Raw genomic sequence first — 14,696 nt, forward strand, 5'->3', positions numbered from 1 at the left:
ATCACTCACGGCCAGGAGCTGGACATGAACGAACCTGCCTCATCCGATTCGCCGGCTCGCCGGATCGGATCATGGACCTTGATCGCCGCCGCCGTGGCGGTCGCCGTCGCGTCGTTCGGCTATGTCGGCGGCTGGCTGGCGCCGCACCGGCTCACTCCGGAAAAGCTGGTGGACCAGTTGCAGGATAACGCCGGCACGTTTGCCGGCTATCGCCGCAACCACGCGAAAGGGGTGTGCGTGACGGGCTATTTCGACAGCAATGGCCAGGCGCAGGCGTATTCAGCCGCGCAGGTATTCGCAGCCGGCCGCACACCGGTGGTCGGTCGCTTCGCGATCCCCGGCGGCAACCCGTACGCGCCGGACAGCAGCGTGCCGATCCGCAGCATGGCGCTTCGTTTCACCCAGGCGAACGGCCAGCAGTGGCGTACCGGCATGAACAGCATGCCCGTATTTCCGGTCGCCACGCCACAGGCGTTCTACGCGCAATTGCAGGCGCAGCAGCCGGACCCGGCCACCGGCAAGCCGGACCCCGCGAAGATCGCCGCCTTCTTCGCCGCGCATCCGGAAACCGCGGCGTTCCGCACCTGGGCGAAGACGGCCAGGCCGTCCGCGAGTTTCGCGACGGAAAGTTACTGGAGCCTCAATGCGTTCGTGTTCGTCGACGCGAACAGCAAGCACCAGCCGGTGCGCTGGCGCATGACCCCGGAAGCGTCGGATGCCGACAACAACACCAGCAAGGCCGACGACACCGACTACCTGGCGAACGACCTGACCGAACGCCTCACGCGGGGATCGTTGCGCTGGCATCTGCAGGTGACGCTGGCCAATCCCAGCGACCCGACCAACGACGCAACGAAGACATGGCCGGACGACCGCCGCATGATCGACGCCGGCACGCTGGTGCTGGAACAGACCGAGCCGCAAGACAGTGGCCCCTGCCGCGATATCAACTACGACCCGCTGGTGCTTCCGGCGGGTATCGTCGCCTCCGACGATCCGCTGTTGCCCGCACGCTCGGCCGCCTATGCGGATTCCTATCTTCGCCGCACCAGCGAGGAAGCGCACCTGCCTGGCACCGCCGCCATCCATCCGCAGCCGGAGACGAAGTGATGAAGGCCGATCCGAACATGTTCACGCTCGCGGCGCGCGTGCTGCACTGGCTGATGGCGATCATGATCCTGGCGATGCTGTTCATCGGCATCGGCATGGTCGCGTCCGTCTCCGAGCGGCACGACTGGCTGCTGCGCATCCACAAGCCGCTTGGCATCGCGATCCTGATCCTGGCCGTAGTGCGGCTGACCGTGCGGCTGCGCCATCCGCCACCGCCGCTGCCGGCAGGCCTGCCTGCGCTGCAGAAACTGGCGGCGCTGGCATCGCACTGGCTGTTGTATTCCCTGATGCTGGCGATGCCGCTGATCGGCTGGGCGATGCTGTCGGCCGGCGGATATCCGGTGATGCTGGGAGGCTCGCTGCGGCTGCCGCCCATCTTCCCGGTCAGCCCGATCGCGTTCGCCGTGTTGCGCCACATGCATGCGTGGTTCGCGATGCTGCTGTTCCTGACGTTCGTGGCGCACATGGCGGCGGCGCTGTATCACGGCCTGATCCGTCGCGACGGTGTGCTGTCGAGCATGACCTGGCGCCGCAGTGAATCGCGACCGCCCGTCGAGGCGGCCGCGGAGATCGAGCGGAGGCCATCTTCTTCCACGTTGCATTGATGTCCGAAAACGGCGAGTCTGCATGCTCGACCGGTGCTAGCCTGCACGCATGTCCGAACCCGCCCTGCCCGACGTCACCATCTGCGAACAAGCACGCTTGAGCCGCGATGCGCGCTTCGACGGCCTGTTTTTCACCGCCGTCAGCAGCACCGGCATTTATTGCCGGCCGGTGTGCCCGGCGCCGACGCCGAAGCGCGAGAACGTGCGCTATTACGCGAACGCAGCGGCGGCGGAAGCGGCTGGATTTCGGCCTTGCCTGCGTTGCCGGCCGGAGCTCGCACCGGGCAACGATCAATGGCAACACGGCGATCACGTGGTCGCGCGCGCGTTGAAACTGATCGAGGCTGGCGTGCTGGCGGAACACTCGCTGGAGGATCTGGCAGCTCGCGTCGGCATCGGCGCACGCCAGTTGCGTCGGCTGTTTGTGGAACGCGTCGGCGCGCCGCCGATCAGCGTGCACACGACGCGCCGGTTGCTGTTTGCGAAACAGCTGCTGACGGAGACGGCGTTGCCGGTGACGGAGGTCGCGCTCGCGTCCGGTTTCCGCAGCCTGCGCCGGTTCAATGCGGCGTTTGCACAGGCGAACCGTATCCCGCCGCGCGAACTGCGCCGGCATCCTCGCGCTGCACCCGGTGCGGCGCTGGTGCTGCGGCTTGGCTATCGACCGCCACACGATTTTCCGGCGCTGCTCGCGTTTCTGCGCACGCGCGCGTTGCCCGGTGTAGAGCTGGTCGACGAAGACAGCTACGCGCGCGTATTCGGCCCCGCCGACGCACCCGGATGGCTGCGCCTGAGCGCGTGGCCGGATGGTGCGCACGCGCTGCAGCTGCAGTTGCATTGCCCGCAACCGACGCAATTGCTGGGCGTGGTGACCCGGTTGCGGCGGATGTTCGACCTGGACGCCAACCCGCAAGCGATCGCGGACACGTTCCGGCATGACGCGTGCCTCGGTCCGCTGATCGAACGTCATCCCGGCCTGCGACTGCCCGGTGGTTGGGACGGTTTCGAGATCGCGGTACGGGCGATTCTCGGACAGCAGATCAGCGTGGCTGCAGCGCGCACGCTGGCGATGCGCATCGTGCAACGCTGGGGCGAACCGTTGTCCGCCGCACCGATGGCCGGCCTGGATCGGTTGTTCCCCACGCCCGCGGCGCTGGCTCAAGCCGACCTGCGCGACATCGGCCTCACGGCGGCGCGCGCCGCCACGATCAGCGGCGTGGCACAAGCGCTGCTGGACGGCCGCGTGGACTTCAGCGCAGAGCAGACCCTGGATGAATTCGTGGCGCGCTGGATCGCCTTGCCTGGTATCGGCGAGTGGACCGCGCATTACATCGCCATGCGCGCACTGAGCAATCCGGATGCGTTCCCTGCGGCGGACCTGATCCTGCGTCGTGAAGCAACCACGGACGCCGTGCCGCTCAGCACGAAGGCGCTGACCGAACGCGCAAATGCATGGCGACCATGGCGCGCCTACGCGGTGATCCACCTGTGGCGTGGTGCCTCGGAAGCCCTGCCGCCGCCACGCAAAAGAAAACCGGAGGCGATCGCATGACGACCCTGCCTGGCACGATCCACTACGACGAGATGGACAGCCCGGTCGGCACGCTGCGCCTGGTCGCCGACGATCGCGGCCTGCGCGAGATCTGGTTCGAACGCGAACGCCATCCCAAGAAAGCGCATCCGGGCTGGGTGCGTGCCGCCAGGCCGTTGGCATTCGCGCGCGTGCAGCTGGAACAATATTTCGCCGGCGAACGCCAGCACTTCGATCTGCCGCTGCACCCTGTCGGCACGCCATTCCAGTTGGAGGTATGGCACGAGCTGGGACGGATCCCGTACGGCGTCACGATCAGCTATGGCGAACTGGCTCGGCGTATCGAGAAGCCGCTGGCGGTGCGCGCGGTCGGTGCGGCGAATGGACGCAATCCGTTGCCGATCATCCTGCCCTGCCACCGCGTCATCGGTGCAGACGGCAGCCTCACCGGTTTTGGTGGCGGGCTGCCGACGAAACGTTTCCTGCTCGCGATGGAAGACCGCATCGCACGTGGCGATCTGTTCGGCTAACGTACCGATCCGGCACGTTGCACGCCGCTGACACGATAGGTCACCGCGGTTCGATCAACGACTGCTGTGTGCGGGCGCAGGCAGTGCCTTCGGAACGACTCGCGGCAGTGTCGCGTTGTCCCGCTCACGGTCCAGCAAATCCTGCTGCCTCGCGCGCTCGCGATCGCTTCGCGCACGATCGGCCTCATCCAACTGCTGCTGACTGAGCACGTTGCTCGTCGTCGGACGTCGGGCGTTGTCGGACACACTCTGGCGAAGCTGCTGTTGCAACTGGCTCTTCTGCAACTGGTCGATCGTGTGTTGCTGCTGCTGCACCTGCTGGAACCTCAGGTTCGCCACGTTCGACGGCACCGGCCTGATCACCGGTTGCCTGGTGGATTGCCAGGCGCCGGCGATGCCGGGCAGCGCCAACACCAGCGCACCGAACAACAGCGCGTACTTCAGGGGAAAGTGCCGAACGGTACGTGTAATGGTCATGACGGCGAGCGATCATGGGGGAGGGTCCATCGCATCGTAAGGTTCCACATATGAAAATCCTGTTTCGCCTGCTGCTGTGTTCAATGGCAGCATTCAGTTTCGGCTGCGCCAGCCAGCGCCCGATCGCCACGACATCGACCAGCAAGCCCACGCCGCTGTTATTGATTTCGATCGACGGCTACCGGCACGACTACCTCGATCGAGGACTCAGCCCGACCCTGGCGATGCTGGCGAAAGGCGGCGTGCAGGCCGCCTCGATGCAACCGGCGTTTCCCTCGCTGACGTTTCCGAACCACTACACGATCGTCACCGGCCTCACGCCCGATCACCACGGCATCGTCAACAACACGATGTTCGATCCGCAACTGGGCAAGTTCTCACTGGCCAGCCGCAAGGCCGTCAGCGACGGCCACTGGTGGGCCGAAGGTACGCCGATCTGGGAAACCGCGGACAGGCACGGCCTGCGCACCGGCACCATGTTCTGGCCCGGTTCGGAAGCGGACATCCGCGGCCATCACCCTGACTACTGGAAGCCATTCGACGGCAAGGTGACCGCCGATCAGCGCGTCGACCAGGTGCTGGCGTGGCTGGATCTGCCGGCCAGCCAGCGCCCCACGTTTCTGACCCTGTACTTCGACGCCGTCGATCACGCCGGCCACGTCTACGGTCCGGACACGCCGCAGGTCAACGATGCATTGCGCGAGACCGATGCGGCGTTGACGCGGCTGGTCGACGGCCTCCGGCAACGCAACCTGCTCGACCGCATCAACCTGATCGTGCTTTCCGACCATGGCATGGCGGGTGTGCCTGCATCGAACAGCGTGCTGATGGACCAGCTTGTTCCGCTCGGCCAGGTCAATACGGTAAGCATGGGCATCCTGGCCGGCTTCAATCCGAAGTCGAATGACGCAGCAGATCGTGCCAACTTCGCGAAGGTCGAACAGGCCCTGGAACAGCCGCAGCAACACATGCAATGCTGGGACAAGACCCGCGTTCCCGCGCGCCTGGCCTATGGCAAAAACCCCCGGGTGCCGCAATTGCTGTGCCTCGCCAACAGCCACTGGCGCATCACCACCAGCGACTACGTGAGCAAGCGCAAGGACCGTCTGAGCCTGGGCGAACACGGCTACGACAATGCCGAGCCGCTGATGCAAGCGCTGTTCGTGGCGCACGGCCCCGCGTTCCGCACCGACGCGAAAGTGGCAGCGTTTCCGAACCTCGACGTCTATCCGCTGATGGCCCATCTCCTGGGCATTCCCGCCGCCGTGAACGATGGCAACTACGACGCAGTGAAAGGCGTGCTGAAGCCCGCCGCACGCTGAAACTTCCCGCTCCCTTCCCTGCTTGCAGGGGAAGGCTGGTGTGGGGTCGCTCTTCGTGCCAGGAAAGATCAAAGGCACCCCCTCCCGACCTCCCCCTGCAAGCAGGGTGAGGAGCAAAGCACGCGCTACGGCATCGCGCCCTTGCTCATCGGCGTGGGTGGCGTCGCCACATTCACCAGCGGCGGCAGTCGGAACAATCGCAACGCGATCAGCAAGCCGGCCAGCACCAGCGCACCGACAAACAGGGCCACGCCATTCCAGCCGTGCGAGGCGTAGAACAAACCGCCGCTGGCACCGGCGATGCTGGAACCCATGTAGTAGCAAAACAGGTACACCGACGAGGCCTGCGCCTTCGCCGCGCCGGCGCGGCGCCCGACCCAGCTGCTGACGATCGAGTGACCGCCGAAAAAGCCGAACGTCACCGCGACGATGCCGAGCATGATCAGCAGCAGTGGCTGCGTCATGGTCAACGCCACGCCCGCCAGCATCAGCGCGAACGCCGTCCACAACACCTTGCGCCGCCCCAGCTTGCCGGCCAGGTGGCCCATCCAGGCCGAACTGAACGTGCCCACCAGATAGATGCCGAAGATCAGCCCGACCACGGTCTGGCTCAGGTTGTACGGCGGCGCCAGCAGGCGATAGCCGAGATAGTTGTAGACGGTGACGAACGCACCAAGCAGCAGGAAACCCTCGACGAACAGCCACGGCAGGCCGCGATCGTGGAACATGCCGGTGAAACGGCTCAGCACCACGCGCCAGCGCAACGGTTGCGCCACGAAATGCCGCGACGGCGGCAGCGCACGCCAGAAGATCAGTCCAGCCAGCAGGCCGATCACGCCAACCACGCCAACGCCGAAACGCCAGCCGAAGAAGTCGGCCAGCACGCCGGTGATCAGTCGTCCGCCCATGCCGCCGACCGCACTGCCGCTGATGTAGAGACCCATGCCGAGTCCGATCGACTCCACCGCCATTTCTTCGCCGAGATACGTCATCGCCACCGCCGGCAAGCCACTCAGCGTGAGCCCCAGCAATGTGCGCACAAACAGCAACGCCGGCCAGCTCGGCATCACCGCGGTCACCAACACCAGCAACGCCGACGACAGCAGTGACGCCACCATCACCGACTTGCGTCCCCATGCATCCGACAACGCGCCGGCAAACAGCATCGCGAACGCCAGCACCCCTGTGGTGAACGACAGCGACAACGCCGCGCCCGCCTCGCTGACGCCGTAGTCCCGGCTGAACTCCGGCATCAACGGCTGCACGCAATACAGCAGACCGAAGGTGGCGAAACCGGCCGCGAACAGCGCGAGGTTGGTGTGCCGAAATGCCGGTGTGCCGTGGCGGATGAAATTCCGTGCCGACTCATCCATCGAAAATAACCGTGCTGGCTGTGGAGGCTGTCTATCGTACCGCCTGCCTTGGCCATGCTCGTCAACCATACGTCGTGAACCGATGGCATCCGTGCCGCGCGAATGCTGGCCGTTCCGCCGGTACCGCCCGGGAGTATCCTTGGTTTTTCATCCTCGGGAGAAGACGCTCATGTACCAGCGGACATGCAGACTTTTCATCCTGTGCATCGGCGCGTTGCTGATCGCAGCCACCGCCAGCGCCAGCCCGCCGCCGTCATCCGACGCCAACGCCGCGCTGCTGCAGAAGGCCGTCGATGGCAGCTGGCGCTCTGCAGCAAACAAGGCGCGCGATACGTATCGTCATCCCGCCGAAACCTTGCAATTCTTCGGTATCAAACCGGGCATGACGGTGATCGAACTGGAACCCGGTGGCGGCTGGTACACCGAAATTCTCGCGCCGTTCCTGCACGATCACGGTCACCTCATCGAAGCGGCGCCGGCATCGGCGAAGTTCGCCGCCAAACTCAAGGCTGCGCCGGCGCTGTACGGAAACATCGGAAAACCCGTTCCGTTCTCGCCGCCCTCGCAGGTCCGGCTGGGTGCCGACAACTCCGCCGACATGGTGCTCACTTTCCGCAACACGCATGACTGGCTGATCAACGACAAGGACACGCTGGCGGCGGTGTTCAAGGCCGCATTCGACGTGCTCAAGCACGGCGGCGTGTTCGGCGTCGTCGAGCACCGCGCCCGTCCGTTCGAGGATCCCACATTGAGTGCGGGGCGGCTGCACCGCATTCCGGAGGACTACCTGATCAGCCTGGCGCTCAAGAGCGGCTTCCGGCTAGACGGCGTCTCCGAGATCAACGCCAACCCGAAGGATCCCGAAGACGTCAACGTGCACCGCCTGCCACCGGACCTGGCCGGTCCCGACGGCGAACATGCCCAGATGAAAGCCATCGGCGAATCCGACCGCATGACGCTTCGGCTGGTGAAACCCTGAGATCGCGGCCCGGCGCACTCCCACGCGCCGGGATTCCACTGTCGACTTCTTTCGCTCCGACTTCTTTCGCTTCGACTTCTTCCGCGGCCCACGCTTCATCACCAGCGTGCGCAAGGATGACGTCTCCAACGCTGGTGCCTTCTTCATGAATTTTTTTCGCCCTCGCCCGTCGATGCGTATCGTCGCCGTGTTCGCTTTCACCATCGCCGGCGTGATGTCGATGGCGACAGCCCATGCCTCGACTGCAGGCGACGACCTGCAGGGCCGACTGGAAGCGCTGGCGCAACGCGCACGTCCAGGCACACTCGGCATCGTGGTGCTTGATCCGAAGAACGGCGCCACCTGGCGCGTCAACGCCAGTCGGGCCTATCCGATGATGAGCGTGTTCAAGGCACCGGTCGGCGCCGCGGTGCTGGCCCGGATCGACCATGGCGACCTGTCGTTTGACCAGACCGCCGTACTGACTCGCGACGAGCTTGAATCGGGACCGGTTCGCGATCACTTTCGCGGCGACCGCATGACGTTCACGGTGCGCCAGTTGCTCACCGCCGCCGTCAGCCACAGCGACAACACCGCGGTCGATGCGCTGATCAAGCTGGTGGGTGGTCCCGGCGTCGTGACGGAATTCTTGCGAACGCACGGCATCGAAGGCATGCGCGTGGACATGGGCGAGGCTGGCATCGGCCGCATTTTCAGCAACGCCACGCCTCCTGCAAACGAAACGCCTGAGCAGGAACTGCAACGGCAACATCGCGGCTATGCCGCCTTCATGGCCGATCCGCGCAATCGCAGCACGCCGGAAGCCGCCGTGATGTTTCTGCGCAAGCTGCGGGACAAGGAGCTGCTTTCGCCAGCCTCCACTCACTACCTGATCGACTTGATGCGCGGGCAGACGGTGCCACGTCGCCTCCGCGCCGGCTTGCCCGCCCATGTCGACCTGGCCGATAAATGCGGCACCTCCTACACCCTGGGCAATATCACCGCGGCGTATAACGACATCGGCATCCTTACCTGGCCCGATGGTCATACCGTCATCGTGGCCGCCTTCCTCACTGCCTCATCGGCACCTCAGGGCGAACGCGACGCGATCTTCGCCGAACTCGGGCGCGACATCGCCGAGGCCCTTCATCCCTGATCGAACAAAGGTTGTGCCGCATCGGTCCCGAGTCGTCACCGACCTGCCCCCGAACCCTCGCGTACAGTCCCGAATCCCCTTCCAGAAATTGCGCTCGCCCAACTGCTCCCTCAGCAGGTGAAGTACGCGGGCGCCCTTCCGATACACGACAGCGCGATCATCCCGGCTCGGGTGATCCTATGGTGCATGGACCAGTGAAAGATCCTTGCCGTCGGCCACGCGGCGATCTACCCGAGGCATAGATCTTCATGGATCGCATGATACGGGCGAACCGACGCATCGTTGAGGTCATCGAACCGAGCGACGTTGATGCTTCGACGTGGCGATGCCAACAGCCGCGTGTGAAGATTGGAGACCGAACTCGATGCCTGGAAAAACGATGGTGCGCCGGAACGTGTTTACGAGAGTGGGCCTTGGATTGATGATGCTGATGCTGGCCGGATGCGGGAGCAAACACGCAGGCGACGCCAACCTCGCGGCGCACGGATCGGCAGAGGCACCGTCGCATGCGGAAAGGGCGGTCGGCGTTGCCAGCGTCAAACCCACTCCCGGTGACGGGGTCACTGGCGTGGTCTTGCCTGATACGGAGGCGCTAACGGTTCACGACCCGGTCGGTCGCAACTATCCGATCTGGGTAGCACTGCCTGCCGACTACGCAGCGCATCCGCAGCAACGTTACCCGGTGCTGTACGTGACCGACGCGCTGTACAGCTTTCCGCTGGTGCGAAGCCTGCGCAACCTGGTCAGCCAGCATGGGGTGAATCTGGAGGACTTCATCCTGGTCGGCCTGCCACCACAGCAAGGACTGACGTCCAAGCAGAGCCGCTCGCGCGACTACACGCCCTCCGCGCCGGTTCGGCACGCCCCGGATGACTTTAGTGCCGAGGAATACGGTGGCGCCGCCCATTACCGTGACTTCCTGGCCACCACCGTGCTGCCGATGATTGACGCGCGCTACCGCACGGATCCCGCTCGCCGCGCGTTCGCTGGCCATTCCTATGGCGGCCTGTTTGGTGCCTACGTACTGGTGACCCGGCCCGAGCTGTTCCACACCTACATCTTGTCCAGCCCCTCGCTGTGGTACGACGACCATGTAATCGACCGTTTCGAGCGGGACTACGCGAATGACCACCGCGCCTTGCGCGCACAGGTGCTGCTGTCGGTGGGCAGCTACGAGACATTTGGGCCAGGACCGCGCTATTTCCACCAGAACAACATGCTGCTGCACAACCGCGACTTTGCCCAACGCCTGCGCAGCCGCCACTACGAAGGCCTGAAAGTGGAAACATCGATCATCGATGGCGAAGATCACTTCACGGTCTACCCGACTGTGCTTACCCGCGCCTTGATCGAGATTTTCCCTGGCACGGGTCCGTACGTGAGTGGCTGACCGCCTGGACTCGTCGCGACGCCATTCCGCGACCAATCGTTGTCCAGGGCCCGCCATCCTGCGATGCGATCGCACAGGACATCCACGCGATCAAGGTCATCGACCTGTTGCTACTCCAGCAGCAACAACCAGCCCTTGCCCGGCTCCACGGGAATCGCATCGCCCGGCCTGAACTCTGCCGCTGGCTGGAAGCCTTCGACCGGCATGGCTTTCAACGTGACGCTTGCGGACTTGAGCCCGAGCGCCTTCCAGTCGATCTGCAGCTTCACCGTGGTCGATTGCGGCGCCCACGAAGCCAGCGCGATCAGCGTCTTGCCGTGACGTACATAACTGGTCGCCAGCACGTCGTCGCGACCGGTCTTCACCGGCGCATCGTGCACCCACCAGCCGATCATGTCGGCCTGCTCGATACCGAAGTCGTCCCACGCTTTCCACAATGGCCGCGGGTCGCTGCCCTTCGACCAGCCGAGCCGGTTGGTCATGCCGAACAACATGCCGCGCCACGGGTTGCCATCGTGCTGCAGCATCTCTCCCATCAGGCCGTACGGGATGCCGGAGATCTCGGTGAGCCAGTAGCCGGGCGAGGTTTTCTCGTAATCGAACTCTTCGCCGAACCACAACCGGTCGATGTACGGAAACAGCTCCATGTACAGCAGCGCGCTGTTGATGTGGCCGTCGCGTGGGTTGAACTGGTTGGCCGAATGCAGGTCGATCAGCGGGTGCGGCCGATGCGCCTGGAGCACCTTGCGCACGCGTTTCATGGTGGTGCGGTCGTAGGCGACGTCGTCCAGGTACAAGCCGTCGATGCCGACGTTGCGGGCAAGCCAGTCCAGCCCTTCGACGTAATAGTTGTGCCAGCGGCTCTGGCCGGCGTCGATCACCGCTGCATCGCGATTTTCCGGCACGTGCCAGGCGGCAATGTAGTCACCGTCCAGGTGCTCCTGCAGCCAGGAGAAACCGCCGCCCTTGCCGCCACTGATCACCTCGTGGCCCAGCGATTCCAGCATCGGCAGTTCCGGCGCGCGATCGGACAATTCGCGGATGGTGTCGTAGATCTTCACCTTCATGCCGCGCCTGTGCGCCGCGTCGACGTAGGTGCGCATGGCATCCACTTCAAGGAACGGGTAGTTGATCCAGGGATTGATCGGCGTGGCGTGATGGATGTTGACCACGTTCGCACCATCGGCCTTGATCGTGTCCAGGTCGGCGTACTTATGAAAATAGCGTTCGGCAAAATGTTCGGCCGGCTTGATCAGCTTGAACGGCGTGATGCGCATGACGACGTCGTAATGCAGCGACTGGCCTGCCGTCATCGTGCGCGGGCCGCTAAAAGCGTTTACCAGGTAATGCGCGCCGTCACGCCTGAACGTGATGCCGCCCTGCCCGCCGTTGTCCCACGACGTGGGCATGCGCAGCGGTTGCTGGTGATAGAAATTGGTGTTGAGCGGACGGCGATAGTGCTCGTCGCGCAGATGGAATTCCAGGCCGGCATTCACCGCACCGATCCATGCGCCGTCCTGGTTGTTCTCGACGTTCCACTTCCAGCTGAATTGGGCCGGCGCGTGATCGCCGGTACGCCCCAGCCCCAGCTCGTACTGGGCGACATCGCTGCGCAACGGGATCTGCAGGCGGATGTCATCCAGCTTCACCGCCTCGCGCGCCATCAATGTGATCGCATAAGTCAGCGTGCCATCCGCTTCCAAACTGGCCCTGATCTCACTCTGCAGCGGCCCCGCCTTGCCGGCTACCTGCCAATGCACACGGGCGGGGCCGTCCCGCCGCACGGCCGGCATGCCTTGCGCGGTCAGCGCGTGTGTGCCGCCGGCATCCTGCACCAGTAGTTGCATCGGCGCCGCCAGCAGCGGGTGTGACTGTTTCGTCATCCGCGTCATGCGTTCGTCGAAGCGGCTCTCGATTTGCGTTGGCAGGCCGTTGGCGGACAGATGCAGCTGGCGTCCGAGAATCCCCAGCCGCGCGCCATTCACGGTGACCGCGGTGAATGGCTTCACCAGCGAATCATCCTGCGCTAGCGTGGAGTTCAACCAGCGCAGGCGCGTGAGTTGGGCGGGATCGTCGTCGCCGTGCGCCACGGCCTTGCCGTCATTCACGGTGATGGCCAGCGGCATCTTCTGCGCGGGCACGCCTTCGGCACTGATCGTCAATTCGCCGCGATAAACGCCGGGCTTTGCGTCAGCCGGAATGTCCAGACCCATCCACAACGGCTGCACACGTCCCTTCGGCACATCGACGCGCGTGGCGAACGGCTTGCCGGTGTAGTCGATACCACCGAGGTTGAAGCAGGTCACTGCACTGGCGGGAATGACCGCCCCGCCGGGACCGTGCAGATCGGCCGTCGTGACGTGCACATCGTTCACGGCGACGCGCGGTGTCCACAGGCCAACCTGAAAACTGAGGTACTCGCCGCGCAATGCGTGATCTGCCAACCCGCCGCCGGTGCCCCGCGTAGCCCATCGTCCGGGGATCTGGTCGAACATGCGCACGGGATGCGCACGCGTCTCGGGAAATAGCAGCATCGACTGCGGATTGGCCGCAAGCAGCTGCCGCAGCTCCTGCGGCGTGGCCGTCCGTTCCATGTCGGTATAGGCGTCGAACACATCGACTGCCTCGTATCGCAACACCTGTGCCTGAGGCAGGCTTGACCACGAAGCCGGTGTGAATTTGCTTGCCCAGGCCGGATCGGCGGCGTCTTGCGGCGCCTTGTAGGTCAGCGTGGGGTAATTGCTGTGGCTGTCGCTGAGATAGGGCTGGTAGTAGACCGCGTAGATGCCGGCCTGCTTCGCTGCGAAGACCAGTTCGCCGGAGGCCTGGTCGATCGCACCACGCAGCACGTTCCGGACCACGCTGCCGTCGGGCGCGGTGACGATCACCGCCACCTGCGCAGGATGCGCATCACGACGACGCCAGGGAATAGTGACGCGCACCGCATCGGCCGGCATGCCGACCTGCACCAGGTAACGATGGTTGCCATAGGTCGATGCATCCCAGCGCAGGACGGGCAGCGAAACATGCGGCTCGGCGGAAATAGCCGTGCCCATGATCGTTCCCAGCAGGACACCGGCCACGATCCAGGAACAGGGTCGCTTGCTCATCAAATTTTCCCGCATGCAGAAACACAGACTGACCTGTTTAACGGGAATGCCGCGCTCGTGCAAGCAAATGGACGTCCGTGCTACGCCGGGATCAGGCGCTGCGATCGCCGCGCAAAACCCGCAGCGCCTCGGCATGGCCGGCCGCACCGCGACCGCTGACCCAGCCGAACAACGCGATGCCGGCAACGATCGCCAATGCGCCGAACAGTGCGTAGCCACGCGGCCATGCCTCGCCGAGGAAAAGCACGCCGAGCAAGGTGGCGAACAGCAATTCCGCCGCCTGCATCGCCTCCACCGCCGCCAACGCGGTCGGCTCGCTACGCACCATGTCGGTGGCGCGGAAAAACAAGATGGTGGCGATGGTGCCCGACGACAGCGCCACGCCGCCGGCCAGCATGGCTTCGCGCAACGTTGGCGGGCCGATGGTGAACCATGCGATCACGGCAAACACAAGCCATAGCGGCCAACTGCACAACGTCATGCCGAACACTCGCTGCACCGCGGTGAGCTGGCTGTCGCCGTGCTCCAGATGCAACAGCAGCTTGCGGTTGCCCAGGGGATAGGCAAATGCGGAGAGCACCACCGCACCGATCGCCAGCCAGTCGCCGACATGCAGCTGGCCGTGCGCGTGGCCCCACTGCAGCGCGAACACGCCGGCCACGATCAGCGCGCCGATCGCCAGCATGCGCCAGGCCAGTCGGCGCCGTTCGTCGCGATAGATCAACGGTGCCAGCAGGGGTCCGGCCAGTACGGTGGTCTGGAAGCTGCCGGCGATCAGCCATGACGGTCCGCTGCTGGCCGCCCACGTCAGCGGCACGCCGAACAGCACGAAGCCCACGCTGCTCCACAACAGCCAGCTGCGCGGATGCCGACGCAACTCGCCCGGCAACCCACCGAGCCCACCCTGTAGCGGCAGTACCAGCGCAAGCATCGGCAGGGTCAACAGATAACGCAGAATCACCGCCCACGCCCAGTGCCCGCCGCCGGTGACCAGGCTGCGGTTGAGTACATAGGTGAGTGTGAAAAACAGCGCCGAGCACAGCGCCAGTCCCACCGCGGCAAGAGCATTCGAGCGCATCGCAACCCGTCGGCGAAAGATCCGAGTGTGGCAAAACGCACGGCGCTTGCGTAGGG

Annotated in this window: 12 protein-coding genes; 8 read left to right on the top strand and 4 right to left on the bottom strand. The window is 64.8% G+C overall.

Translation table 11 applies throughout. The features are described 5' to 3' along the window. The first annotated feature begins 24 nt into the window (after window positions 1-24). Genes ACPPVV_RS10830 through ACPPVV_RS10845 form a run of 4 tightly spaced genes read left to right on the top strand, consistent with a single transcriptional unit; the run spans window position 25 to window position 3,776 of the window. Window positions 25-1,110: a catalase family peroxidase gene (locus ACPPVV_RS10830; protein ID WP_426699900.1), complete on the top strand. Its 1,086-nt coding sequence runs from the start codon at window positions 25-27 to the stop codon at window positions 1,108-1,110. After that, entirely contained in the window at window positions 1,110-1,715 is a 606-nt protein-coding gene (locus tag ACPPVV_RS10835) for a cytochrome b (RefSeq protein ID WP_426699901.1), read from the top strand. The genes ACPPVV_RS10830 and ACPPVV_RS10835 overlap by 1 nt, the downstream gene beginning before the upstream one ends. A gap of 49 nt (window positions 1,716-1,764) precedes the next feature. Then, on the top strand, window positions 1,765-3,267 hold the full coding sequence (locus ACPPVV_RS10840) for an AlkA N-terminal domain-containing protein (RefSeq protein ID WP_426699902.1): 1,503 nt from the start codon (window positions 1,765-1,767) through the stop codon (window positions 3,265-3,267). Further along, window positions 3,264-3,776 (top strand): methylated-DNA--[protein]-cysteine S-methyltransferase, encoded by a 513-nt coding sequence (locus tag ACPPVV_RS10845; RefSeq protein ID WP_426699903.1) that lies wholly within the window; start codon window positions 3,264-3,266, stop codon window positions 3,774-3,776. Before ACPPVV_RS10840 ends, ACPPVV_RS10845 begins: the two co-directional genes overlap by 4 nt. A 54-nt stretch (window positions 3,777-3,830) precedes the next feature. Here the strand turns inward: ACPPVV_RS10845 and ACPPVV_RS10850 are convergent, their stop codons facing one another. Next, on the bottom strand, window positions 3,831-4,253 hold the full coding sequence (locus ACPPVV_RS10850; RefSeq protein WP_426699904.1) for a hypothetical protein: 423 nt from the start codon (window positions 4,251-4,253) through the stop codon (window positions 3,831-3,833). Between the two features lie 50 nt (window positions 4,254-4,303). Between ACPPVV_RS10850 and ACPPVV_RS10855 the strand changes: the two genes are divergently transcribed. Next, window positions 4,304-5,575 carry an ectonucleotide pyrophosphatase/phosphodiesterase gene (locus tag ACPPVV_RS10855; protein WP_426699905.1) on the top strand — a complete coding sequence of 424 codons (1,272 nt, stop codon included), beginning with the start codon at window positions 4,304-4,306 and terminating at the stop codon, window positions 5,573-5,575. A gap of 125 nt (window positions 5,576-5,700) precedes the next feature. On the opposite strand, the gene ACPPVV_RS10860 is transcribed toward ACPPVV_RS10855, so the two are convergent. After that, window positions 5,701-6,948 (bottom strand): MFS transporter, encoded by a 1,248-nt coding sequence (locus ACPPVV_RS10860; RefSeq protein ID WP_426699906.1) that lies wholly within the window; start codon window positions 6,946-6,948, stop codon window positions 5,701-5,703. A gap of 169 nt (window positions 6,949-7,117) precedes the next feature. On the opposite strand from ACPPVV_RS10860, the gene ACPPVV_RS10865 reads away from it, so the two are divergent. The 3 genes from ACPPVV_RS10865 to ACPPVV_RS10875 all read left to right on the top strand — a co-directional run bounded on the left by ACPPVV_RS10865 (window position 7,118) and on the right by ACPPVV_RS10875 (window position 10,452). Beyond that, window positions 7,118-7,927: a class I SAM-dependent methyltransferase gene (locus tag ACPPVV_RS10865; RefSeq protein WP_426699907.1), complete on the top strand. Its 810-nt coding sequence runs from the start codon at window positions 7,118-7,120 to the stop codon at window positions 7,925-7,927. A gap of 145 nt (window positions 7,928-8,072) precedes the next feature. After that, a complete protein-coding gene (bla, locus tag ACPPVV_RS10870) occupies window positions 8,073-9,062 on the top strand; it encodes a class A beta-lactamase (RefSeq protein WP_426699908.1) in 990 nt (329 codons plus the stop codon). A gap of 424 nt (window positions 9,063-9,486) precedes the next feature. After that, entirely contained in the window at window positions 9,487-10,452 is a 966-nt protein-coding gene (locus ACPPVV_RS10875) for an alpha/beta hydrolase (RefSeq protein WP_426699909.1), read from the top strand. Between the two features lie 110 nt (window positions 10,453-10,562). Here ACPPVV_RS10875 and ACPPVV_RS10880 read toward each other — a convergent pair whose 3' ends face one another. Both ACPPVV_RS10880 and ACPPVV_RS10885 read right to left on the bottom strand, forming a co-directional pair. Further along, a complete protein-coding gene (locus ACPPVV_RS10880; protein ID WP_426699910.1) occupies window positions 10,563-13,562 on the bottom strand; it encodes a glycoside hydrolase domain-containing protein in 3,000 nt (999 codons plus the stop codon). Between the two features lie 91 nt (window positions 13,563-13,653). Then, a complete protein-coding gene (locus ACPPVV_RS10885) occupies window positions 13,654-14,640 on the bottom strand; it encodes a multidrug resistance efflux transporter family protein (RefSeq protein ID WP_426699911.1) in 987 nt (328 codons plus the stop codon). Between the last annotated feature and the right edge of the window lie 56 nt (window positions 14,641-14,696).

Origin of the sequence: Rhodanobacter sp. Col0626 (assembly GCF_049994385.1) — a bacterium.
Lineage (GTDB): Bacteria > Pseudomonadota > Gammaproteobacteria > Xanthomonadales > Rhodanobacteraceae > Rhodanobacter.

Excerpts from the sequence above, each read along its gene's own strand:
- ACPPVV_RS10850 (WP_426699904.1), bottom strand. The coding sequence starts at position 4,253 with ATGACCATTACACGTACCGTTCGGCACTTTCCCCTGAAGTACGCGCTG.
- ACPPVV_RS10865 (WP_426699907.1), top strand. The coding sequence starts at position 7,118 with ATGTACCAGCGGACATGCAGACTTTTCATCCTGTGCATCGGCGCGTTG.
- ACPPVV_RS10835 (WP_426699901.1), top strand. The coding sequence starts at position 1,110 with ATGAAGGCCGATCCGAACATGTTCACGCTCGCGGCGCGCGTGCTGCAC.
- ACPPVV_RS10875 (WP_426699909.1), top strand. The coding sequence starts at position 9,487 with ATGCTGATGCTGGCCGGATGCGGGAGCAAACACGCAGGCGACGCCAAC.
- ACPPVV_RS10855 (WP_426699905.1), top strand. The coding sequence starts at position 4,304 with ATGAAAATCCTGTTTCGCCTGCTGCTGTGTTCAATGGCAGCATTCAGT.
- ACPPVV_RS10830 (WP_426699900.1), top strand. The coding sequence starts at position 25 with ATGAACGAACCTGCCTCATCCGATTCGCCGGCTCGCCGGATCGGATCA.
- ACPPVV_RS10840 (WP_426699902.1), top strand. The coding sequence starts at position 1,765 with ATGTCCGAACCCGCCCTGCCCGACGTCACCATCTGCGAACAAGCACGC.
- ACPPVV_RS10845 (WP_426699903.1), top strand. The coding sequence starts at position 3,264 with ATGACGACCCTGCCTGGCACGATCCACTACGACGAGATGGACAGCCCG.
- ACPPVV_RS10880 (WP_426699910.1), bottom strand. The coding sequence starts at position 13,562 with ATGAGCAAGCGACCCTGTTCCTGGATCGTGGCCGGTGTCCTGCTGGGA.
- bla (WP_426699908.1), top strand. The coding sequence starts at position 8,073 with ATGAATTTTTTTCGCCCTCGCCCGTCGATGCGTATCGTCGCCGTGTTC.
- ACPPVV_RS10860 (WP_426699906.1), bottom strand. The coding sequence starts at position 6,948 with ATGGATGAGTCGGCACGGAATTTCATCCGCCACGGCACACCGGCATTT.
- ACPPVV_RS10885 (WP_426699911.1), bottom strand. The coding sequence starts at position 14,640 with ATGCGCTCGAATGCTCTTGCCGCGGTGGGACTGGCGCTGTGCTCGGCG.